Origin of the sequence: Sandarakinorhabdus sp. (assembly GCF_031430775.1) — a bacterium.
Taxonomy (GTDB): domain Bacteria; phylum Pseudomonadota; class Alphaproteobacteria; order Sphingomonadales; family Sphingomonadaceae; genus Sandarakinorhabdus.
Map to the genome: position 1 here is coordinate 1 of NZ_JANPCD010000033.1, position 20,724 is coordinate 20,724.

Here is a 20,724-nt window from a genome sequence, read left to right on the forward strand (position 1 = left end):
AGCTTCACTGAAACCGGCGCCGGGCCGCTGTCGCTCTCGCTGGATTCCAACACGCAAACCGCCGCGACCAACACCGCCAAGCTTGGCGTCGATTATGTCATTCCGTCTGGCGAAGGCGCCTGGCGGATCGGTGCCAGTGCCGGCTATGTCAGCCAGCTTGGCGCGTCCGACCTGACGTTGACCGGGCGCTTTGCCGGCGGCGGCAACCCGTTCATCCTGACCGCAGACGCCATTCGTTCATCCGAAACCCAGTTCGGTGCTCACGGCGCCTACAGCGGGCCAGGCTGGGTGGCGATCGTCGGCTATGACCGCCGCCAGGCGGGCGGCTATGTCGGCCAGTCGATATCGGCGACCTTCCGGCTTGTGCTGTAAAAACGCGCATCACCCGGCGCATTTGATCCAGATCAATGCGCCGGGCCGCCGACAGCTATAATCATCACCCCTGACAGTCCGGCGCGTTGCCGGCAGGCAAAGGGGTCCAACATGAAGATCGATTTCAGCGAAACCGGCACTGCCGCCGTCAGCCTGTCGTCGCCGCCGCAACGCCCGGCGCCGCATCTGTCCTTCGACCTGCCACGGATGGTCCATCAACACCTGGTGCTGGCCACCGCCGCCTATCTTGCCGTAATGGGAACCGCGTTTCGGGCCGGCAATGGCATCGGGCTGCTTTTCGTCGTCTTTGCCGTGGTGATGGTCGGCTATTTCGCGCTGCCGGTGCTGATGCAGCGCCAGAGCGGCCCGGCGCATAGCGAACCCAAGCGCAAGGGTGCATGGGGCATCGACACCGCCAGCGGTTATCTGTCCGGCCGCGCTGCCTATGTGCAGGTGATGACCGTGCCGCTGCTCATGCTGTTCTGGGCTGTCGCGGTGGCCTTCATCGTTGCATGACCCGGGCGTGACCCGCCCTATTCGGCAGCGGCCCGGGTCAGTGCCTGGGCTGCTCGCCACAGTTTTTCCGGCGTCGCCGGCATCTCGACCTGAATGCCGTCCAGCGCATCGATGATGGCGTTCATAACCGATGGCATGGCGCCGATGGTGCCAGCCTCGCCGCAGCCCTTGACGCCCAGCGGGTTGGTCGGACTGGGCGTGCCCAGCGTGTCGAAACCGATGGCGGGCGGCATGTCGTCGGCGCGCGGCACGCCATAGTCCATGAAGCTGCCGGTGATCAGCTGGCCATTTTCGTCATAAACGACATTTTCAATGAGCGCCTGGCCCAGTCCCTGCGCGACGCCGCCGTGCACCTGGCCCTCGACCAGCATCGGGTTCACCATCTTGCCGAAATCATCGACCAGCGAATAGCGGGTGACGACCACCCGCCCTGTTGCCGGGTCCAGCTCCACCTCGGCGATATGGCAGCCATTGGGGAAGGTCGGTGCCGGCTTGCCGGTGGTGTATTTGCTGCGACCGTCCAGCCCGCCGGGATGGGCAGCGGCGAGTTCGGCAAGCGTGCGAGTCGTGTTGGTGCCGCGCGCACGGAACACGCCGTCGGCATAATCCACTTCGTCGGCGCCCAGATCGGCCCTTGCCAGTTCGACGCCGCGCGCGACCAGCGCATCGGCAGATTCGAGCACGGCACCGCCGCCAAAAGCCATCGACCGCGACCCGCCGGTGCCATGCCCCTGATCGAGCCGGCCGGAATCGCCCTGCACGATACGGATCTGCTCCATCGGAATACCCAGCTTTTCGCCCAGCACCTGCGCATAGACGGTTTCATGGCCCTGGCCGTTGGACTGGGTGCCCACCGCCATTTCGACCATGCCGTCGCTGGCTACACGGACATCGGCATATTCATCGGTGCCACCGCCGCCGGCGATTTCGACATAATAGGCGATGCCGCGCCCCAACCGGAGCCCCTTGCGCGCCGCCGCCGCCTTGCGGGCGCCAAATCCGGCCCAATCAGCGTTGGCCAGCGCCTTGTCGAGCACGGCGGGGAAATTGCCGATATCGAACGTCAGCCCGATGCCGTTGTCGTGCGGCAGTTCGGCGGGCGTCAACAAGTTGCGGCGGCGAATGTCATCGACGCCGTGGCCAAGCTCGCGCGCAGCGGCCTCCATCAGCCGTTCCATGACATAGGCCGATTCCGGGCGGCCAGCGCCGCGATAGGCATCGACGGGAGCAGTGTTGGTGACGACGCCGTGCACCAGATTATGGATGACCGGGATACGATAGACGCCGCCCATGATGCGCCCGCCGGCCAGTGTCTGGATGGCGGGGCCATATTGCGCCTGATAGGCCCCAAGATCGGACCATGTCTCCACGGACAGCGCGGTGATGAGGCCATTGGCATCAAAGCCCAGTGCCGCCTCGCTGACCATCGCCCGGCCATGGGTGTCGGTCTGGAAGGCATCGCTGCGCTCGCCAGTCCATTTCACCGGCTTGCCGAGCGCGCGGGCGGCATGGAGCACCAGCGGATATTCGGCATAGATGAACGTCTTCATGCCGAAACCGCCGCCGACATCGCCGGTCACGATGCGCACCTTGTCGGCCTTGGTCTTGAGGATCGGCCCGGCCAACATGCCGCGCATGCCGGCGACACCCTGGCTGCCGGTCGACAACGTGAAACTTTCGGTTGCAGGGTCATATTCGCCCAGCGCGGCGCGCACTTCCATCGAAGTGGGTGCGATGCGGTTCTGCACGATACGCAGTCGGGTGACATGAGCCGAACCCGCCAGCGCGGCAGCAGCGCCGTCACCGTCGCCAACCGCCCAATCGAACAGGCTGTTGGATTGGGCGTCGTCCCAGATGCGCGGCGCACCGTCGGCCAAAGCGGCGTCCATCGAGGCCACCACGGGCAATTCGGTATAATCGACCATGATGGCGTCGCTGCCGGCGCGGGCCGCCTCGCGGCTGGTGGCCACGACAAACGCCACCGCATCACCGACAAAGCGCACCCGGTCCTTGGCCAGCAGCAGGCGCGGCGTTTCCAACGGCGCCGACAGCGGCACGAGGCAGGGGATCGGGCCATAATCGGCCACATCCTTGTGGGTATAGACCGCGACCACGCCCGGCACGGCAAGCGCCGCCGACGTATCGATTTCCAGGATTTCGGCATGGCCATGCGGCGATCGATGGGTGACGCCATAGAGCATGCCGGGGCGCTGCAAATCATCGGTGAAGCGGCCATGGCCGGTCAGCAGACGGGCATCTTCAACTCGGGTGACAGACTGACCGGCGCCGAACTTCATGAAACCATCTCCTGCAGGCAGGCTGCCAAGCCTGTTCGATAATCGGGATAGCGCAATTGGTGACCCAGCGCGCGCTTCATCTTGCCATTGGCGACGCGCCGGCATTCACCATAGAATGCCCTGCCCATCGGGGACAACTCGGCCTCGCCCAGCGATTGCAGAGGCGCGGGTTCCATTCCGAGCAATCGCGCGGCATGCGCTGTGACTGCCTCGCCGGCGGCGGGTTCATCGTCCGCCAGATTGTATATCCCGGCAGGCCCGCGCACCGTGCTGGCCATGACCGCACCGACAATATCATCGACATGGATGCGGCTGAACACATGTCCGGGCAATTCGATGCGCGCCACCGGGCCGTGCCGCAGCCGGTCCAGCGCGCTGCGCCCCGGACCATAAATACCGGGCAGGCGGAACACGCGCACCTGTGGATGCAGCGCACCCCAGGCCAGATCGGCGGCATTGCGCCCCGACCGCCGGCCATTGACGTCAGACGCCTCATCCACCCAGGCGCCGCGCGCATCGCCATAAACGCCCGTGGAGGACAGATAGCCGACCCAACGCGCATCGCAGCCAGCCAGCCGTGCGCCGTGCATCGCCAGCACCGGGTCATGCCCGTCGCGGTCAGGCGGCACCGACGACAGGATGTGCGTCGCGGCTCCGATTGCGGCGGGCAGGGCCGGGTCATCCAGCGTCAGTGTGTCCGGACCGGGGCGCGAACGCACGGCGGTCACCACTGCGCCGGCCGCACGCGCGGCATCAGCAAAGCGAGCGGCTGTGTAGCCCAGACCCAGGATGACCAATCGCATGACATTGCTATGCCGGCAGCCGGGGGGAAAGGCGAGAGGGCGAACCGCCGCAACAGGGCGCCATTCACTTCACGTCGGGCGCGTCCAGATGCTCGGCCTTCCATCGCATAGCCGTCAACACGCGGGTGTGGCCGCTGGGATGGTCGAAGAAAATCGCTTCCTCGGCAGCGCCCGGCTCGATCTTGCGATATTGCGACAGCTTCATGGCGATGCGGGCAAAGCCATCGGGCGCCCGCGCGGCATTCAGCCCGAACACATCGGCTTCTTGTTCCTGCGTGCGGATGAGCGTGTTCATCGCCGGAGACAGCACCACCGATACACCGGCCAGCACCAGCATGGCGGCGCCCAGCACGGCGGGGTCGTTCAGATCGGCTATGCCCCAGCGCGCGCCGAACCGCGCCACCAGCCATGGCATCCCCAACCCGATGATCAGGAACGCCGCAGCCGTGATCAGCACCAGCGCCAGCAGCATCTTCCAGGCATGGTTGAGCACATAATGGCCCAGTTCATGGCCCATCACGGCGCGGATTTCGGCCAGATCCTGCTTCATCAGATTGTCGTTGAGCGAAATACGCGTCGTGGCGCCCAGACCCTGGACATTGGCCGAAATCCGATCCGACTGGCGCGAGGCATCGACCAGATAGACATTGTCGGCCGGCACGCCATTGGCCCGCGCCATCGCCAGCACCGCCTGTTTCACCGGCCCGTCCGGCAGGGGCACGTAATCGTTGAACAGCGGCGCAATGGCGACAGGCGCAATCGCGATCGCAATGGTCATGCCGATGACGGTGATGCCGGTGCCGGCCAACCACCAGCCTTTGGGGCTGCGCCGGATGGCGCAGTGGATGCCGCCCCACAACAGCGCCAGCACAATCGTGTTGATGGCCAGCCCGATGCCCGCTTCACCCGCCCAGGCGCCGAAACTCTGGTTCGACAGCCCATATTGATGCTCGCGGAAGAAATCCGTGTAGATCGTGAAGGGTAGGGTGATCGCCGTCACCAGCAACACATATGGGACGGCAAACAGGAACGCCCGGCCAAAGCCGCCCTTGGCGCGGCCTTTTGCCCAGGCCGACAGCCGCGCCGCCCAGCCGAGGTGCAGCACAGCGCCATTGGCAAGAATGGTGACGAGGAAGTCCCACGCGATCAGCCAGTAACCGCCTTCGAAATAGGCGTCCGACTTGGCCCGCGCGGCACCGCTCAGGGTCGCCATATAGGCCTGTGTCGCCATTTCCACGTCAAATGCCATTGCCGGCCCCCGTTTCTGCTTCGCTGGGCTAACATGCTGCGCCCCACCGGCCAAGGCGCCACCTTCGTGAATTGACAGCTTGCCGCTGTCATCGCCGGGGCCAACACTGGCGCCATGCTCAGCCCGGCCGACGATTATCCCATCCACCAGACGCCGGAACCCATCGCGGTGTCCGGCAGCGACCGCAATTTCTACGACCGTTATTTCTTCAACGCCCAGGCGCCTGATGGCGGCGCCATGCTGGGCGTTGCCATGGGCATTTATCCGCATCTGAACATCATCGACTGTGCTGTCAGCGTCACCGATGGTACCGTGCAGCGCAGCCTGTTCGCCAGCCGGATACTGGGAGCAGACCGCATGGACACGCATGCCGGGCCGGTGCGCATCCATGTCGAGCAGCCGCTCAAACGCCTGCGGATCACCATCGCCGACAATGACACGGGCATCAGCGGCGACATGGTGTTCACCGGCCGCGCTGCACCGATCGAGGAACCGCGCTTTACCCGCCGGCTCGGCAGCCGCATGTTGATGGACGCCACCCGCATGACGCAGGGCGGTGACTGGCAGGGGCACATCGCCGCCGGCGCCGTGCACGACCTTGCCGGCTGGCGCGGTACCCGCGACCGCAGCTGGGGCGTGCGGCCTATCGGCGCTGCCGATCCGCAGCCGGTGGTGCCGCAAAGCCCGCCGCAATTCTTCTGGCTGTGGACGCCCACGGCCTTTGACGACTGGCTGTTGTTTTTTCATAGCAATGACGATGCAGCGGGTGCGCCGTGGAACCGCGCCGCCGTGCTGGTGCGTGTCGCCGATGGCGCGCACTTCCATCTTCAGGACCCGCGCATGGCGCTGGCGTTCCGGGCCGGCAGCCGCCACGCCGGCGCTGCCCGGCTGGAGGCGTTGATGCCCGATGGCACGCCGGTTGGCGTCGATTTCCGGCTAGGCGCCAATTTCCTGATGCGCGGGCTGGGCTATGGCCACCCGGTGCGAGGCCATGGCATGTTCCAGGGCGCCGATGTGCTGGCGCATGAGGATTTCGTCATTGCCGACATCGACCCGGCCGCGCCGATGAACGCCCATGTCCAGGCGCAGGCCGAGGCTGTGCTGACCATCGGCGACAAGGCCGCAGTGACCGGCCGCGGCATTTTCGAACAACTCGCCATCGGCCCGCATGCGCCTTCGGGTTTCACAGATCTGTTCGACCTTGCCGGCTGAACTTCTCGCTCGCTTTCTCGGCGAAAAATGGGGCGAGCCGGTCAGCATAACCGGCATCAAGCGTTTTCATGGCGGCTCGGCACGGCAGACGTATCGTTTTGATGCCAGTGCGCCCTCGGGTCGGCGCGAGGCGCTGGTGCTGCGCCGCGATCCGCCATCATCGCTGATCGAAACCGACCGTGCCGCCGAATTTGCCGCGCTTGCTGCTTTTCACCGCAGCAGCGTGCCGGTGCCGGAACCGCTGTGGTGCGAGAATACTGCCTTTGGTTCGCCTGGCTTCCTGATGCGCGAGGTGGCCGGCGGCACGGCGGCGGGCCTCATGGAGCCGGACCCCTATGGCGAGGATGCCGCCGCCATCGGCACGGCGCTGTTCACCGCCTTGGGCGCCATTCACCGGACCGCGCCGGCCGCCGCCGGCATCGCGCCCGTCAGCGCCGGTGATGCGGCGCCAGCACGGCTGGACCATTGGCGCCGGGCATTCGAGGCCGACCGCTTTCGCCCCGAACCCATCGTCGAAGCGGCCTTGCGTTGGCTCGGGCGCACGCAGGTCGCCCCGGCGCAGCGTGTCAGCATCGTCCACGGCGATTATCGCTCCGGCAACTTCCTGCGTGCCGGCAGCCGCTTGGTAGCGGTGCTCGATTGGGAAATGGTCCATGCCGGCGACCCGATGGAGGATCTGGCCTGGGCCTGCGATCCGCTCTGGTCGCATGGTTCGGGGCGCCCTGCTGCCACACTGCCACTTGCCGACGCACACCGCGTCTGGGAACGCGCCAGCGGGCTGACTGTCGATCCCGAGGCGCTGCTCTGGTGGCGGATGTTCGCGCAGGTGATGGGCGCCGTCATCTGGATCAGCGCGGCGCGTGAAGTCATCGATGGCCGCAGCCACGATCCGGTCCATGCCTTTGCCGGCATCATCCCCTATCGGTTCCATATGGTGACGCTGGCGCGCAGCTTGTCGCGCAGCCTGTCGCAAGGGCGAGGCGCATGAGCCTGTCGTTGCCGCAATGGCTGAACTGTCTCGCGGCGGCACAGGCTGGCGAAGTGGCGCCGGCGCTCGCACTGGCTGCCGCGCCCGATGCGTCGCTGGCCGCGACCGATGCCAATTATGCTGCCGGTACCGCCGCCACAACGGCACTGCTGCTGATGCTCGCCGCTGCCGAAGCCAGTGATGCCCCGGTTCGTGAAGCTGCGCTAGCCGGCGCCGCTCGGCCGGTGTTGGGCCCCGACGCCGATGGCCGAGATGCCCGCTGCGCGGCGCTCGGTGCCAGGCTGGCGGACGCAGAACATGCTGGCGACGCCGCAACCGCAAACGCTGTGCTCGCGCTGCTGCTGGCCGAGGCCGAGGCCGAGATGATGGGCCTTGGCTTGCCGCTGCCAGTGCCGATTTCACACGGGCAAACGAAATAAGGGCGTTTGCAACGGCGCCCGTTCCGCGCAAAGTGCCGACATGCTCGATGCCCGCACCGCACCGCCCTTCGCCGCCATTCGCCTGGCCGATTATCAGCCGCCGGACTGGCTGGTGCCCGAAGTCGCGCTGGAATTCGATCTTGATCTCGACCGCACATTGGTGCGCGCCCGACTGACCCTGCGGCGAGGTGGCAGCCACGCCCGGCCGCTCGTGCTCGATGGCCATGACCTCCAGACACTCTCGGTCATGGTCGACGGCGTGCCGGCCAACACGCGGCCTGACGGCGAACGGCTCATCATCAGCATCGCCGGCGATACGGCCATCATCGAAACCGTGGTGGCCATTCAGCCGGTGCTCAACACACGGCTGATGGGGCTGTATGCCTCGCAGGGCCGGCTGGTGACGCAATGCGAGGCGGAGGGCTTTCGCGCCATCACCTGGTTCCCCGATCGGCCCGATGTGCTGTCCGTCTATACGGTACACATGAAGGCCGATGCCGCAGCCTTTCCGATCCTGTTGTCAAACGGCGATCCCGGCCCCGCCGAGCTGCTGCCCGATGGTCGCCGTGCCGTCACCTGGATCGATCCCTGGCCCAAGCCCTGTTATCTGTTCGCGCTGGTCGCCGGCGATCTGGCGGCGCTTGAGGACAGTTTCACTACCATAGAGGGGCGCCGTGTCGCGCTTGCCATATGGACAGCGGCGGCAGATGTGCCGCGCTGCCGCCACGCCATGGATGCGCTCAAAGCCAGCATGGCCTGGGACGAGCGCGTGTACGGCCGCGCCTATGACCTTGACCGGTTCAACATCGTCGCCGTGTCCGATTTCAACGCCGGAGCGATGGAGAACAAGGGCCTCAACATCTTCAATTCCAAATATATATTGGCCGATAGCGACACCGCCACAGACATGGATTTCGACGGCGTCGCCGGCGTTGTGGCGCATGAATACTTCCACAACTGGACCGGTAACCGCGTCACCTGCCGCGACTGGTTCCAACTGTCCTTGAAAGAGGGGCTGACCGTCTATCGCGACCAGCAATTTTTGGCCGACCAGGGCAGCGCGGCGGTGCGCCGCATCGACGATGTGCGCGGCCTGCGCGCTGTGCAATTCCCCGAAGACGCCGGCCCGTTGGCGCATCCGATCCGTCCCGACGAATATGTCGAGATCGCCAATTTCTACACCGCCACCATCTATAACAAGGGCGCCGAAGTCATCCGCATGCTGGCCGCCCTGCTCGGCGAGGCCGGCTTTCGCAAGGGGGCCGACCTGTATTTCGATCGCCACGATGGCCAGGCCGTGACCTGCGAAGACTGGCTGAAGGCGATGGAAGACGCCAACGGCGCCGATCTGGCACAGTTTCGCCGCTGGTATTTCCAGGCCGGCACGCCGCGCGTGCATGTCGCCATGGCGCAGGCCGGCACCAGCGTCACGGTTACGCTGACCCAGGCGGTTCCGCCAACACCGGGGCAGCCGGACAAACTGCCGATGCACATGCCGATGCGCCTTGCGCTCATCGGCAAGGCCAGCGCCGGCCGCATCGGCGCCGAACACCTGGTCGAACTGCGCGGCGAAACCACGGTTTTCACCATAGGCGACGTGGCCGAACCTGCCTTGCTGTCGATCAATCGCGGCTTCAGCGCGCCCGTGGTCATCGAGGCGCCGTCCAGCCGCGCCGACCTGGCGTTCCTCGCCGGCGCCGATGATGATCCGTTCGCGCGCTGGGAGGCGTTCCAACGCCTCGCCATCGATGTGCTGGCCGGTGATGATGACCCAGCCGAGCTGGTTGCCGCCGTTGCCGCCACCCTTGCCGATCCGGCTCTAGATGCCGCCTTCAAGGCCGAAGCCGTGCTGCTGCCGTCCGAAAGCTTCATCGGTGACCAAAGCGCGATGGTCGATGTCGCCGCCATTCACCGCCGCCGCGAGGCTGCACGCGCCGCCATTGCGCACGGCCTCGAAAGCCGGTGGTGGGATGTCTGGCACGCCAATGACGGCGCCGGCACTTCGCTGGATCCGGCAGCCAAGGGTGCGCGCCGGCTGGCCAATATCGCCCTGTCTTATCTGACCACGGCCGGCTCCGATGCTGCCATTGCCGAAGCCGGCGCGCATTACGCCCGCGCCGCCACCATGACCGACCGGATGGGCGCGCTGACAGCGCTGATCAACACCGATGCACCGCAGCGCATTGCTGCGCTGGATGATTTCCATGCCCGCTTTGCCGGCAACCATGATGTCATCGACAAATGGTTCACCGTGCAGGCGCTGGCCAATCGCCCCGACACGATTGCTCAGGTGCGCGCGTTGCTGGGTCACCGCGACTTTTCGCTGACCAACCCCAACCGGCTGCGCAGTCTCATCGGGGCCTTTGCCGCCAACCAGCGCTGGTTCCATGACGCCAGCGGTGACGGGTATCGCCTGCTCGGTGAGCAACTGCTGGCCGCCGACCGCATCAACCCGCAATCGGCGGCGCGGCTAGTGGTGCCGCTGGGCCGCTGGCGGCGCTTCGATCAGGCGCGCAGCGCGCTGATGAAGGCCGAGCTTGAACGCATTGTTGCGGCGCCCGATGTCAGCAAGGATGTGCTGGAAATGGCGGCGCGCGCGCTTGGTTGACCAGCCCCTGACCCTGCCACCGCTGCCGCTGTTCCATCACACGGACTATGTGGCACCGCTACCGGCGGGCCACAGCTTTCCGATGTCCAAATATGCGCTGCTGCTGACGGCGCTGGCCGATGCCGGGCAAGCGGTGTCGATGTTCACGCCGCAGCCCATGCCGCCGGCCTGGCTCGATGCCGTGCACTACCCCACCTATGTCGCCGCCGTGCTGGCTGCCGCCGTGCCGGCTGCCCTGGAACGCCGTATCGGCTTTCCGGTCACCCCTGATGTAGCGCGGCGCACGCTGGCGGTGGCCGGTGGCACGTACGGCGCGGCGCGCCATGCCTTGCAGCATGGCTGGGCCGCCAATGGCGCCGGCGGCAGCCATCATGCCGGGCCGGACGGCGGCGCGGGCTATTGCGTCACCAACGATCTGGCCATTGCTGCCAACCGCCTGCGCGGTGAAGGCGCGGTGCGGCGCATCCTGATCGTCGATCTCGATGTCCATCAGGGTGACGGCACGGCACTGATCTTTGCCGGCCGCGACGATGTTCTGACCTTTTCGGTCCATGCGCAGCGCAATTTCCCGGTCCGCAAGGCGCGCTCGTTCCGCGATGTCGCGCTTCCCGACGGGGTGGACGATGCCGGATATCTAGATGTGCTGGGCGCCGAGCTGCCGGCGCTGCTTGACGACCATGCGCCCGATCTCGTGCTGTTCCAGGCCGGAGTCGATCCGCACGGCGATGACCGGCTCGGCCGGCTGGCGCTCAGTGATGATGGCCTGATGGCGCGCGATGCCATGGTGGCGCGCGCCTGCCGGTCGCGGGGTATCGCGCTCGCCGTGACGCTCGGCGGCGGCTACGGCGCTGACACGCTGGCAATTGCACGCCGCCATGCGCGCGGCCTCATTGCCGGTTGGCGTGCCGCCTGCGCGCAAGCTTTGGGGGATTGCGCGCAAGCGCGGGGGGATTGCGCCCGCCCTGGCGTATGATGCCTGCATGATGCAGCAAGCCGTTTCACCAGCCATGGCCGCGAGCGCGGTCTTGATGGCGCGAATCGCTCAGGGCGATGCCGCGGCCTTCACCCAACTTGCCCGGCAATTGCAGGCGCCAGCGCTGCGGCTGGCGCTGCGGACGCTGAACGACCGCGCTGCCGCTGAAGATGTGGTGCAAATCGCGTTGACCAGGTTGTGGACCGATGCGGCGCGCTTCGATCCGGCGCGCGGCGTGCTTGAGGGCTGGTTCCGCCGCATGGTCATCAACCTGTGCCTCGACCGGCGACGTGCCATCCGGGCTGTGCTGCCGATCGAGGACGCCCATGACCTTGCTTCGGCCGCGCCTGATCCGCTTGCCGCCAGCATCGACAACGACCAGCGCAGCCGGCTTGATGCCGCCATGGCCCGGCTGAACCCACGCCAGCGTATCGCGCTTGTGCTGTTCCACGGCGAAGGCCTGACCATGGCCGAAATCGCCGGGGAAATGGACACGACGCCAAAGGCTGTCGAGGGATTGCTCGGCCGCGCCCGTATGGAATTGAAGATGATGTTGACCGAAAGCCAGACCCTGTGACCGCGCCCCTTCTGCCTCAGTCAGATGATGCACTCGTTTCTGATGCACTCGCCGCAATGATTGCGGATTGGGCATCGGCGCCTGTCGCGGCGGCACGCTTCGACCTCGGCGCGATAACAGCCTTGCCGCAGTCGCGCCCGGCGTTTGTTAACCTATCGGGCTGGCGCCCGGCGGCGGCAGCGGCACTGGTTGCCGGTGTCATTGCTGCCGGCTCCTGGTTCGGCCAGACCGGCGCTGCTCCCGCCGCTGCGCCGAAAATTGCCACCGCCGCACCGATGAACGAGGTTTTGGCCAGCGAAGGCGATGAAGCCTTTGCCGCCGTCTTCACCCCCACCGCCAGCGAGGAAGACCTGATATGAAAATCGAACTCCTGACTGCGCCCGCCCTTCTGATCGGCGCCCTTTTGCTCGGCCTGTCCGGGCCGGTGTCCGCCCAGTCGCCACCGCCAGCCCTGCCGACGGTCCCCATGGCGGAAGGCGGCCATGGCGGCCATGGCGTGATGGGCGGCCAAGGCCGCCACGGCATGATGGGCGGTCGCGGCGCCCGCATGTTCCCGTCGGTCAGCGAAGCCGGCCGCGCCATCATCACCGAAGCGATGCGCGCCGGCGCCGACCGCAACGAGGACCGCGCCAGGGTGCAGGTGGCGCGAGAGAAAATCCTGACGTTGGTGGAGGCCGACCGGCTCGACACGGCGGCGATCGAGCGCGCCGGCAAGGAGGAGCGCACCGCCGCCATGGCCAGCCATGAACGCCGCCAGGCTGCTATGACGGCAGCCTTTGCCAAGATGTCGGTCGCCGACCGCAAGGCGTTCGTTACCGACATGCGCGCCAACAAGGACCGCATGGAACAGCGCATGCGCCAGATGCGACGCGGCATGGAAATGCGCAGCATGGGCCGGGGCGCACAGGTCCCGCCGCAGCCGCCGTCGAACTAAAACGCAGTCCAGCCCGTCTGTGCCGTGATATCGGCCCAGATGGCGCCTGCCAGCCGCGCGGTCACCGGCCCCGGCTTGCCGTCGCCAACCGCCACGCCGTCGATGCGCACCACCGGCAGGATCGGTGATGTTGTCGATGTCAGAAACGCTTCGTCGGCGCTGCGGGCTGTTTCCAGATCGAACGCTTCCTCGACCACCCGCACCTGCACATCGGCCGCCAGGCGCAGCAACGCCGAGCGTGCGATGCCGGGCAGGATATGCCGCGACAGCGGATGCGTGAACACGGTGCCGCCGCGCACGATCCACGCATTGGTCGATCCGCCTTCGCGTACCGTGCCATCCTCGGCAACCATCCAGGCTTCGAATGCGCCGGCATTGCGGGCATCCTGCTTGGCCAGCACATTGGCGAGCAGGCCCGTTGTCTTGATATCGACGCGCCCCCAGCGCATGTCGTTCACGGTGATGACGCCGACGCCGGTCTGCAACTGGGCAATGCGCTGCTGGAAATCGAACCGGCGCACCGTCATGATCAACGACGCGTTCGGATCGGACGGAAAGCCATGGTCGCGCCGGGCGGCGCCGCGCCCGATCTGGATATAAAGCAGCGCCTGTTTGTGGCCGTTGGCGGCCACCAGCCGCAGCGCCTGTGCCGACAGCGCGGCATCGCTCATGGGAAAATCGATGAACAATGCCGCCAGATTGCGCCGCAGCCGCACCAGATGCGCCGGCCAGTCAAGCAGCCGGCCACCCAGCACGGCGACCACTTCGTAGATGGCGTCGGCAAATTGCAGTCCGCGGTCCTCGACTCCGACCCCGGCATCGCGCAGCGGCAGCACGCGTCCATCGACATAGGCCAGTTGCGGCATTTTCTCGCTTCTTTCGTTTCCACTCTCGCGCCGGGCGCCCAAAGCCTCTAGCCGTGGCGACCTTGTCCTGTCGAGTTCGCAAACACCCATGAACACGCAATTGATCTGGCTGCGAAATGACCTGCGGCTCGCCGACCAGCCGGCGGTGCGCGGCGCGGCTGCCGGCGGCCCGGTGGCATTTGTGTATGTGCTGGATGACGAGACGGCCGGCCAATGGGCAATGGGCGCCGCGCAGCGCTGGTGGCTGCACCATAGCCTGACGGCGCTGGGCGCCGATATCGCAGCGCGCGGTGGCCGCCTCATCCTGCGGCGGGGCAGGGCGGACACCCAGGTCATCGAAGTGGCCACCGCCTTGCGCTCCGCCGTCCATGCCATCGACCATCCCGAACCATGGGCGAAGGCGGCACAGCAGGCGGTGGCGGCGGCGGGGCCGACGCAGATTCACGATGGCGCGTTTCTGGCTAGGCCCGACAGTGTGCGTGCCGGCGGCGGCGGGCGATACCGCATATTCACGCCGTTCTGGCAGCGGCTGCAGGAACAGATGCCGCCGCCGCGCCCGCTGGGCGTGCCCGATATGACATTTGCCGATACCGCGGCCATCGCCAGTGATGATCTCGATGCCTGGGACCTGCTGCCGGCTGCGCCGGACTGGTCGGGCGGTTTTGACGAATGGCAGCCCGGCGAGGCCGGTGCATCGGCCCGGCTGCGGGCCTTTGCCGCCAAGGCTGCGGGCTATGATACCGCACGCAACTTCCCATCCGATGCCGGCACATCGAAACTGTCGCCGCATCTGGCGCTGGGCGAAATCTCGCCGGCCGCCGCCTGGCACGCCATGTCGGACGCGGCCGGTGCCAAGGCCCAGCCATGGCTGCGGCAGCTCGGCTGGCGCGATTTTTCCGGCAACATCATCGAGCAAAGCCCCGATTTCGGCGATGTGCCGGGGCGGGAGCCGTTCCTGCGCTTTGCCCACCGCGATGACCCCGAGGGGCTGCGCGCGTGGCAAAAAGGGCTGACCGGCTATCCCATCGTCGATGCCGGCATGCGTCAGCTTTGGCACAGCGGCTGGATGCACAACCGGGTGCGCATGATCACCGCCTCGTTCCTCACCAAGCATCTGCTCATCGACTGGCGGCACGGCGAACGCTGGTTCTGGGACACGCTTGTCGATGCGGACTACGGCAACAACGCCTGTGGCTGGCAATGGGTGATGGGCTCTGGCACCGACAGCTCGCCCTTCCCGCGCATCTTTGCCCCCATCGGCCAGAGCGAGAAATTCGATGCTGCCCGCTACATCCGGCGCTGGGTGCCTGAACTTGCCACGCTGCCCGATGCCGCCATCCACGCGCCGTTCGACAATGCGCTGCTGGCGCTTGGCGCCGGGGTGCGGCTCGGCCGCGACTATCCGCTGCCCATCGTCGATCATGCCTTTGCCCGCGCCCGTGCGCTTGCTGCATTCGAAGCGACGCGGGCGGGGTAGGCAGCCGCCTCAGCCCAGATCGAACAGCAGCACTTCCGCACCGGCATCGGACGCCAGCGTCACCGAAGCAAGTCCCACAGCTGCAAAGCCGTCGCCCGCCGCCAGCGCCTGATTGCCGGCGGTTGCCGCGCCGCGCGCCGCTTGCAGCCAGGCGTTGCCGCGCGTTATCGGCACGGTGATGCTGCCGCCCGGCGCGATGACCACGCGAGCGATGCTGGCATCGGAATTGATCGTCACCGCCGCGTCGCCGCCGTCAGGGCTGGCGATGATGTCGATCTGCGTCGCGTCCGGTGCCACGGGGGGAAGCGCCTTTTGCTCATAACCGGCATCACCGCCGCGCGTGCGCGGCAGCAGCCAAATCTGCAGCAGATGCACTGTCTCGTCGGCGCTGGCGTTGAATTCGCTGTGCTGGATGCCGCGCCCGGCGCTCATGCGCTGTGCCTCGCCGGGGCGGATGACGGCGCCGGTGCCCAGGCTGTCCTTGTGCGCCAGCGCGCCATCCAAGACGTAGGTGACGATTTCCATGTCGCTATGGCCATGGGTGGGAAAGCCGCCGCCGCCGGCGATCCAGTCCTCGTTGATGACGCGCAGCGCGCGGAAACCCATGACGTTGGGGTCATGATATTGGCCGAAGCTGAAGCTGTGGGCCGATTTCAGCCAGCCGTGGTCGGCCTTGCCGCGGGCATCGGCGGGGCGGTGAAGCGTGCGAACGGTCATGGCGGGTCCTTTCTAAGTCCATGTCCGCACCCATATGGAGCGTCATCGCCGAAACTGCGATGCGGTCGAATCGCCGGTCAGCAATGCACGCTGGGCATGGCCCTGTTTGACTGCGGCGATTGCGTCTTTGGGGTGCAAGACGGAATGCCTGCATTTGTAGAGGGCAGAACGCTGCCTCACATGCAGCCTCGCATGCAGCCCCAGACGTCGGTAGCCAAGCGCCCATCTGTGCCCTTTGGGCCGCTGCGCCGAAGCGGTTGCTCGCGAAATCGTGATGGAACCCGATGCTTCCTTACCCAAATCGGAAAGATGCGCTAACACGGTGCTGAACTGCCGGTTGGCACGCCCTGCCCATCATAGACAAAGCGAGCCGATTTATGTTCGACGAATTTGGTTTTCCGCGTGGCCCTGACGTGAACGACGCCGCGCCCATGCTTGAAACTTTCGTATATTGCAGTCGTGCCGCCGAAGGCGTCGATGACGCAGAGGTCGACCGCATCATCGAATGGTCGCAACGCCGCAATGTCGAACGCGAGATCACCGGGGTGCTGGTTTTCGGCAGCGGCGTGTTCTTCCAGTGGATCGAGGGGCCGCCCGCTGCGGTCAAGAATCTGATCGCGAGCCTGGATGGCGATCCGCGCCATCACGACATCGTCGCGCTCGACCGGAGTGCGGAAAAGCGCGAGCGTCTGTATCCGAACTGGGAGATGGAGCGAGTTGCAGCCGACGACATCCGCGCGGTGCTGCAGGATGCGCTCGAAAGCGCCGAAGACAAAAGCAACATCGCCGCGCTCAGGCGCATATTGAAGCACCTCGATCTGGGCCCGCTGGATACGCTTGGGCGAAGCTGATTCGCACTGCTCCGATACGCGCCTTCAATAGGGGATCGTCTCGCCCTTCCAGTCGATGAGTTGCCCCGACCGCTCCGGCCCTACGGCATCGATGACGCCAAGCAGATGCGCGGCTGATTCCGCCGGATTCATCAGCACCGGCACGCCCTTTTGAAACGGCCGTGACAGGCCGGTATCGACAGTGCCGGGGTGTAGCGCAAGCACCGCCTGGAGCGGCCAGCGCCGGGCCTGTTCGATGGCCATGGTGCGCAGCAACTGGTTGAGCGCCGCCTTTGACGCGCGGTAACTGTGCCAGCCGCCCAACCGGTTGTCGCTGATGGAACCCACGCGCGCCGACAGTGCGGCGAACACGGTCTTGCGGTCTTTGGCCATCAACGGCAGCAGGCCGCGCGCCAGCAGGGCCGGGCCGATGGTGTTGACGGCAAAGGCGCGCGCCATTGCGGCGGCATCAAGCTGCGCATTGGATTTTTCCGGCGCAATGCCGGCGCCGTGCAGCAGCCCGGTGGCGACAATGACCAGATCCGGCGACATCGTCAGGCCGGAAATGGCCGATGCGATGCTGGCAGGGCTTTCAAGGTCCAGGCCTGCGGCGCGCGACCATTCGGTGACGCTGGCAACCGCCGGGTCGCTGCGCAAGAGATGGACGAACCCCGCTCCGATGCCGCCCGATGCGCCCACCACGACGGCGTGGATACCGGGGGCAAAACTGACCAGACGTGTCACGGGCGCGGCCTATTCCTTCTCCATGGTGCATTGCAGCGGATGCTGGTGCTGGCGGGCGAAATCGATGACCTGGTTGACCTTGGTTTCGGCCACTTCATAGGTGAAGGTGCCGCAAACGCCGACGCCGCGCTGGTGAACATGCAGCATGACGCTGGTGGCTTCCTCGATGGTCATCTTGAAGAACCGTTGCAACGTCAGAACGACGAATTCCATCGGCGTATAATCGTCGTTCATCATCAGCACCTTGTACATGTCCGGCTTTTTGGTCCGGGTCTGCGTCTTGGTGGCGATACCCACGCCGGTGCCGGGGCCGCTGCCGCCGCCTGGGGTTTCGTCGCTGGCAAACACTATTTGCGTCATCTGGGCCGGAACCTGTCAACTTGGGAGACCGTCAAGCGCCGCTCTATAGCGCGCGCCGGCCCGCGCGCAAAGCCGGGAGGCCAAATCGCCGCGCAGACGGGTGATGGCCATGCAAAAGGGGCAGCCGCACAATGCGACCGCCCCTCATGATCCGATACCGGCGCGGCTGGGCCGCCCCTCATACGGCGTTTTCTTACTTGGCGAAAACCGACTTCATCTTGTCGGTGGCAATCGCCATCTGGTTCTGCATCGGCTCCATGACTTCGCCGGCCAGCTTGACCATCATTTCCGAAAGCTTGGAAAATTCGGAAACGGCACCGTCGAACTGGGTCTTGGAGAAATCGCTCTGCATCTGGAAAAGTTCGTTCGGGGTCTTGGCCGAGGTCATGGCGCGCACGACATTGCTCGATTCTTCGAACGACTTCTTCGACACTTCGGTAACGTGCGCGGCAATCTGCTCGATGCCGGCAGTGGCAGCGCGGGCCGAGGCCATCAGGGCTTCGACATTGCTGCGGGCCATTTCAGTCATCTCGTCGAGCGACTTCATGCTGGCTTCGACGGCTTCCTTCGACTTGACGGCAACCTGCTCCATGGCAGCCTTGCCGGTGTTCATCGCGGTTTCAGCCGTGGTGTTCAGCTTTTCGACGGTCGACTTGACGGTTTCCTGGGTAGCTTCAAATGCAGTGGCCATGGTGATTTCCTTTGTAACTGGGGTGGGTAGGGTGATGGGAGTGGCAACGGCCGGGATGACCGGTGCGGCGACAGATTCAGCAATGGCCGGGGCTTCAGCCGCCTTGGCGACAACAGGAGCAGCAACAACTGGTTCAACAACGACCGGCACGGCAACGACAGGCTGAGCAACGACAGGAGCCAGGGCAACAGCAACAACGGGCGCTGCAGTCTGGACCGCAGTGATAACGACCGGCTTGACAGTGACCACGGGCTTGATGTCGGCAACAGGCTTGACCGCGGCAACGGGCTTCGCAGCAACTGCGGGCTTCGCAGCAACTGCAGGCTTTGCAGCAGGCTTGCCGCCTGACTTAGCATTATGGGTCGGCTTCGATGGCATGGCAGACTCCGTCTTTGTGCTGCAATGCAACATAATCGACGATGCCGCACCTTTCAAGTCCAAAATGTTGCAGTGCAACAAAAAGACATGCGGCAGGTCTAGCTCCAGGCAATCCCTTCCGGAATCGGCGTGATGACAATCCCGGCACGCCGGGCTGTCGACCGCAGCAGCGTCGCCACGGCACTGCGATTGTCGCGTGCCGGTGCGCCGGCCAGGCTGGCGACCACAGTGTCCGGCAATGCCGCCGGGCCATCCAGCATGACATTGTCGTCGCTGATGGTGATCCGCTTCGTCCGGTGCAGATCGGCGATCAGCATGGCGCTGCAAGCGAGGACAGCGGCGCGCTGCGCGTCGATTTCCGTTGCCTTTACCTGCCAGTTGACCGGGGTGCTATCGAGGCCGTCGCGGACCAGTCGTTCCAGCGCAGCACCGCCGACCGCGACGCCGCCGCCGGCCAGCGCCATGCGCACCAGACGCAACCGCCATGCCAGTCGCCTTGCCCCCGACGCGATCAAATCGTTGATTTCCGGGTCGGGCGTGTCCGACAGCAATTCGCTGGCGGTCATCACCGATGCGATAGGCGTTGCCAGATCATGGCACAGCCATTTGACCAACGGCAGCGCCAGCGCCAACTCGGGGAAGGCGTCCGCATCAAGCGCGGCATTGTCCGGCATCATGGTTCCTCTTGCAGCATGTTGTCGTACCTGGGACGCAGGCCAAATGCGATCGGCCGCCCGTTGCCATCCTGGATCAATTCGAATTCCAGCCGCTGCCCCGGCATCAGCACATCGATGCCGGCCGCGCGCAGCGCCGATACATGCACGAAAACATCGCAAGGCCCCAAGTCAGGCGTAACAAACCCAAATCCCTTGCGGGCATCATACCATTTGACAGCGCCAGTCGCCATCAGTCGGTCACCAGCGTTACCGCAGCAAAGCGCCCGGCCATCAGCATGGGGTCGGCTGCTTGTGCGATCCAGCCCTGCACCGCCCCGCCGGCGACGATCAGCCAGATCTGGCCATTGTCCAACGCCCGCGCCGCGTCGCGCGCCGAGGGGCTGGGCACGCCATTCGGGTGGCTGTGCCAATGGCCGATGACCGCCATGCCGCCCCCGCGTGCCTCGCGGTGCGTGCGCAGCAATGCGGCAGGGTCGATCTCGAAACTGCGGCTGGGATCGGCTGCGGTATTCGTCGTCATGACGACGTCCTGCACGGCGCCGTCATTGCCGACAAGCAGCCCGCACACCTCGACATCGGGCGTTTGCGCCGCCGCGTGCACAAGCTTTTCCACGTTCGCGCTTGATATCTGAAGTTTCATCCCGAAATGGGGTAAGCAATGGGGAGCGAAAAGTCGATAAATTTGGCGCTGGCGCCAGACATGGCGGGCTGGCGGCTCGACCGCGCTCTTGCCGCGACCCTGCCTCAATTCAGCCGCGAACGATTGAAAGTGCTGGTGCAGGCCGGCCGCCTCACGGGCGCTGGCGCCACGCTATGGGACCCGGCGCGCAAGATGAAGGGCGGCGAGGCGCTGGTTCTGGTGGTCCCCGAACCCACCCCGTCGGGCACGCTGGCACAGGACATTCCGCTGCGGATCGTCCACGAGGACGCGCATCTGCTGGTTGTCGACAAGCCGGCCGGGCTGGTTGTCCACCCTGCCGCCGGCAATCTTGATGGCACCATGGTCAATGCGCTGCTGCACCACTGCGCCGGGCGG

23 protein-coding genes and 1 pseudogene are annotated in these 20,724 nt (G+C 65.9%); 13 read left to right on the forward strand and 11 right to left on the reverse strand.

What is annotated here, in order from left to right; translation table 11 throughout:
- Together RMQ73_RS01850 and RMQ73_RS01855 are read left to right on the forward strand one after the other, a co-directional pair.
- Positions 1–372 (forward strand): autotransporter domain-containing protein (locus RMQ73_RS01850; protein ID WP_310496277.1); only part of this gene is annotated, 372 nt, incomplete at its 5' end.
- 111 nt (positions 373–483) lie between these two features.
- Positions 484–888 (forward strand): hypothetical protein, encoded by a 405-nt coding sequence (locus RMQ73_RS01855; RefSeq protein WP_310496278.1) that lies wholly within the window; start codon positions 484–486, stop codon positions 886–888.
- 17 nt (positions 889–905) lie between these two features.
- Here RMQ73_RS01855 and RMQ73_RS01860 read toward each other — a convergent pair whose 3' ends face one another.
- The 3 genes from RMQ73_RS01860 to RMQ73_RS01870 all read right to left on the reverse strand — a co-directional run bounded on the left by RMQ73_RS01860 (position 906) and on the right by RMQ73_RS01870 (position 5,237).
- The gene (locus RMQ73_RS01860; RefSeq protein ID WP_310496279.1) at positions 906–3,185 is read right to left on the reverse strand and encodes a xanthine dehydrogenase family protein molybdopterin-binding subunit; all 2,280 of its coding nucleotides are present in this window, start codon (positions 3,183–3,185) and stop codon (positions 906–908) included.
- Positions 3,182–3,988 (reverse strand): SDR family NAD(P)-dependent oxidoreductase, encoded by an 807-nt coding sequence (locus RMQ73_RS01865; RefSeq protein WP_310496280.1) that lies wholly within the window; start codon positions 3,986–3,988, stop codon positions 3,182–3,184. The genes RMQ73_RS01860 and RMQ73_RS01865 overlap by 4 nt, the downstream gene beginning before the upstream one ends.
- A 64-nt stretch (positions 3,989–4,052) precedes the next feature.
- Entirely contained in the window at positions 4,053–5,237 is a 1,185-nt protein-coding gene (locus RMQ73_RS01870) for a M48 family metalloprotease (protein ID WP_310496281.1), read from the reverse strand.
- Positions 5,238–5,351: 114 nt separating this feature from the next.
- Between RMQ73_RS01870 and RMQ73_RS01875 the strand changes: the two genes are divergently transcribed.
- The 8 genes from RMQ73_RS01875 to RMQ73_RS01910 are packed head-to-tail and all read left to right on the forward strand — an operon-like array spanning position 5,352 to position 12,948.
- On the forward strand, positions 5,352–6,449 hold the full coding sequence (locus RMQ73_RS01875) for a hypothetical protein (RefSeq protein ID WP_310496282.1): 1,098 nt from the start codon (positions 5,352–5,354) through the stop codon (positions 6,447–6,449).
- Positions 6,406–7,437 carry a phosphotransferase family protein gene (locus RMQ73_RS01880; protein ID WP_310496283.1) on the forward strand — a complete coding sequence of 344 codons (1,032 nt, stop codon included), beginning with the start codon at positions 6,406–6,408 and terminating at the stop codon, positions 7,435–7,437. The genes RMQ73_RS01875 and RMQ73_RS01880 overlap by 44 nt, the downstream gene beginning before the upstream one ends.
- A complete protein-coding gene (locus RMQ73_RS01885) occupies positions 7,434–7,856 on the forward strand; it encodes a hypothetical protein (RefSeq protein ID WP_310496284.1) in 423 nt (140 codons plus the stop codon). The genes RMQ73_RS01880 and RMQ73_RS01885 overlap by 4 nt, the downstream gene beginning before the upstream one ends.
- 40 nt (positions 7,857–7,896) lie before the next feature.
- Positions 7,897–10,464 carry an aminopeptidase N gene (pepN, locus tag RMQ73_RS01890; protein ID WP_310496285.1) on the forward strand — a complete coding sequence of 856 codons (2,568 nt, stop codon included), beginning with the start codon at positions 7,897–7,899 and terminating at the stop codon, positions 10,462–10,464.
- Entirely contained in the window at positions 10,457–11,437 is a 981-nt protein-coding gene (locus RMQ73_RS01895) for a histone deacetylase (RefSeq protein ID WP_310496286.1), read from the forward strand. Before pepN ends, RMQ73_RS01895 begins: the two co-directional genes overlap by 8 nt.
- Before the next feature lie 34 nt (positions 11,438–11,471).
- A complete protein-coding gene (locus RMQ73_RS01900; RefSeq protein ID WP_310496287.1) occupies positions 11,472–12,014 on the forward strand; it encodes a sigma-70 family RNA polymerase sigma factor in 543 nt (180 codons plus the stop codon).
- Between the two features lie 56 nt (positions 12,015–12,070).
- Entirely contained in the window at positions 12,071–12,373 is a 303-nt protein-coding gene (locus RMQ73_RS01905) for a hypothetical protein (RefSeq protein WP_310496288.1), read from the forward strand.
- A complete protein-coding gene (locus RMQ73_RS01910) occupies positions 12,370–12,948 on the forward strand; it encodes a hypothetical protein (RefSeq protein WP_310496289.1) in 579 nt (192 codons plus the stop codon). Before RMQ73_RS01905 ends, RMQ73_RS01910 begins: the two co-directional genes overlap by 4 nt.
- On the opposite strand, the gene RMQ73_RS01915 is transcribed toward RMQ73_RS01910, so the two are convergent.
- The gene (locus RMQ73_RS01915) at positions 12,945–13,814 is read right to left on the reverse strand and encodes an aminotransferase class IV (protein ID WP_310496290.1); all 870 of its coding nucleotides are present in this window, start codon (positions 13,812–13,814) and stop codon (positions 12,945–12,947) included. The two genes, RMQ73_RS01910 and RMQ73_RS01915, sit on opposite strands and share 4 nt — an antisense overlap.
- Positions 13,815–13,902: 88 nt before the next feature.
- Between RMQ73_RS01915 and RMQ73_RS01920 the strand changes: the two genes are divergently transcribed.
- Entirely contained in the window at positions 13,903–15,291 is a 1,389-nt protein-coding gene (locus tag RMQ73_RS01920; RefSeq protein WP_310496291.1) for a deoxyribodipyrimidine photo-lyase, read from the forward strand.
- A 9-nt stretch (positions 15,292–15,300) separates the two neighbouring features.
- Here RMQ73_RS01920 and RMQ73_RS01925 read toward each other — a convergent pair whose 3' ends face one another.
- The gene (locus RMQ73_RS01925; protein WP_310496292.1) at positions 15,301–16,008 is read right to left on the reverse strand and encodes a pirin family protein; all 708 of its coding nucleotides are present in this window, start codon (positions 16,006–16,008) and stop codon (positions 15,301–15,303) included.
- Between the two features lie 413 nt (positions 16,009–16,421).
- Between RMQ73_RS01925 and RMQ73_RS01930 the strand changes: the two genes are divergently transcribed.
- Entirely contained in the window at positions 16,422–16,859 is a 438-nt protein-coding gene (locus RMQ73_RS01930; protein ID WP_310496293.1) for a BLUF domain-containing protein, read from the forward strand.
- A gap of 24 nt (positions 16,860–16,883) precedes the next feature.
- Here the strand turns inward: RMQ73_RS01930 and RMQ73_RS01935 are convergent, their stop codons facing one another.
- The 6 genes from RMQ73_RS01935 to RMQ73_RS01960 all read right to left on the reverse strand — a co-directional run bounded on the left by RMQ73_RS01935 (position 16,884) and on the right by RMQ73_RS01960 (position 20,301).
- The gene (locus RMQ73_RS01935) at positions 16,884–17,582 is read right to left on the reverse strand and encodes an SDR family NAD(P)-dependent oxidoreductase (protein ID WP_310496294.1); all 699 of its coding nucleotides are present in this window, start codon (positions 17,580–17,582) and stop codon (positions 16,884–16,886) included.
- Between the two features lie 9 nt (positions 17,583–17,591).
- The gene (gene clpS / locus RMQ73_RS01940) at positions 17,592–17,942 is read right to left on the reverse strand and encodes an ATP-dependent Clp protease adapter ClpS (RefSeq protein WP_310496295.1); all 351 of its coding nucleotides are present in this window, start codon (positions 17,940–17,942) and stop codon (positions 17,592–17,594) included.
- 193 nt (positions 17,943–18,135) lie between these two features.
- On the reverse strand, positions 18,136–18,633 hold the full coding sequence (locus RMQ73_RS01945; protein ID WP_310496296.1) for a phasin family protein: 498 nt from the start codon (positions 18,631–18,633) through the stop codon (positions 18,136–18,138).
- 476 nt (positions 18,634–19,109) lie between these two features.
- Positions 19,110–19,688, reverse strand: coding sequence for a hypothetical protein (locus RMQ73_RS01950; protein WP_310496297.1), 579 nt, complete (start codon positions 19,686–19,688; stop codon positions 19,110–19,112).
- The gene (locus tag RMQ73_RS01955; protein WP_310496298.1) at positions 19,685–19,918 is read right to left on the reverse strand and encodes a cold-shock protein; all 234 of its coding nucleotides are present in this window, start codon (positions 19,916–19,918) and stop codon (positions 19,685–19,687) included. The genes RMQ73_RS01950 and RMQ73_RS01955 overlap by 4 nt, the downstream gene beginning before the upstream one ends.
- Complete coding sequence (locus tag RMQ73_RS01960; protein WP_310496299.1) at positions 19,918–20,301, reverse strand: M67 family metallopeptidase; 384 nt, start codon at positions 20,299–20,301, stop codon at positions 19,918–19,920. Before RMQ73_RS01960 ends, RMQ73_RS01955 begins: the two co-directional genes overlap by 1 nt.
- Positions 20,302–20,346: 45 nt before the next feature.
- Between RMQ73_RS01960 and RMQ73_RS01965 the strand changes: the two are divergent.
- A pseudogene (locus tag RMQ73_RS01965) lies at positions 20,347–20,724 on the forward strand (RluA family pseudouridine synthase); the annotation flags it as partial.

Excerpts from the sequence above, each read along its gene's own strand:
- RMQ73_RS01905 (WP_310496288.1), top strand. The coding sequence starts at position 12,071 with ATGATTGCGGATTGGGCATCGGCGCCTGTCGCGGCGGCACGCTTCGAC.
- RMQ73_RS01950 (WP_310496297.1), bottom strand. The coding sequence starts at position 19,688 with ATGATGCCGGACAATGCCGCGCTTGATGCGGACGCCTTCCCCGAGTTG.
- RMQ73_RS01880 (WP_310496283.1), top strand. The coding sequence starts at position 6,406 with ATGCGCCTTCGGGTTTCACAGATCTGTTCGACCTTGCCGGCTGAACTT.
- RMQ73_RS01915 (WP_310496290.1), bottom strand. The coding sequence starts at position 13,814 with ATGCCGCAACTGGCCTATGTCGATGGACGCGTGCTGCCGCTGCGCGAT.
- RMQ73_RS01875 (WP_310496282.1), top strand. The coding sequence starts at position 5,352 with ATGCTCAGCCCGGCCGACGATTATCCCATCCACCAGACGCCGGAACCC.
- RMQ73_RS01870 (WP_310496281.1), bottom strand. The coding sequence starts at position 5,237 with ATGGCATTTGACGTGGAAATGGCGACACAGGCCTATATGGCGACCCTG.
- RMQ73_RS01925 (WP_310496292.1), bottom strand. The coding sequence starts at position 16,008 with ATGACCGTTCGCACGCTTCACCGCCCCGCCGATGCCCGCGGCAAGGCC.
- RMQ73_RS01900 (WP_310496287.1), top strand. The coding sequence starts at position 11,472 with ATGGCCGCGAGCGCGGTCTTGATGGCGCGAATCGCTCAGGGCGATGCC.
- RMQ73_RS01910 (WP_310496289.1), top strand. The coding sequence starts at position 12,370 with ATGAAAATCGAACTCCTGACTGCGCCCGCCCTTCTGATCGGCGCCCTT.
- RMQ73_RS01860 (WP_310496279.1), bottom strand. The coding sequence starts at position 3,185 with ATGAAGTTCGGCGCCGGTCAGTCTGTCACCCGAGTTGAAGATGCCCGT.
- RMQ73_RS01955 (WP_310496298.1), bottom strand. The coding sequence starts at position 19,918 with ATGGCGACTGGCGCTGTCAAATGGTATGATGCCCGCAAGGGATTTGGG.
- RMQ73_RS01865 (WP_310496280.1), bottom strand. The coding sequence starts at position 3,988 with ATGCGATTGGTCATCCTGGGTCTGGGCTACACAGCCGCTCGCTTTGCT.
- pepN (WP_310496285.1), top strand. The coding sequence starts at position 7,897 with ATGCTCGATGCCCGCACCGCACCGCCCTTCGCCGCCATTCGCCTGGCC.
- clpS (WP_310496295.1), bottom strand. The coding sequence starts at position 17,942 with ATGACGCAAATAGTGTTTGCCAGCGACGAAACCCCAGGCGGCGGCAGC.
- RMQ73_RS01885 (WP_310496284.1), top strand. The coding sequence starts at position 7,434 with ATGAGCCTGTCGTTGCCGCAATGGCTGAACTGTCTCGCGGCGGCACAG.
- RMQ73_RS01945 (WP_310496296.1), bottom strand. The coding sequence starts at position 18,633 with ATGGCCACTGCATTTGAAGCTACCCAGGAAACCGTCAAGTCGACCGTC.
- RMQ73_RS01855 (WP_310496278.1), top strand. The coding sequence starts at position 484 with ATGAAGATCGATTTCAGCGAAACCGGCACTGCCGCCGTCAGCCTGTCG.
- RMQ73_RS01920 (WP_310496291.1), top strand. The coding sequence starts at position 13,903 with ATGAACACGCAATTGATCTGGCTGCGAAATGACCTGCGGCTCGCCGAC.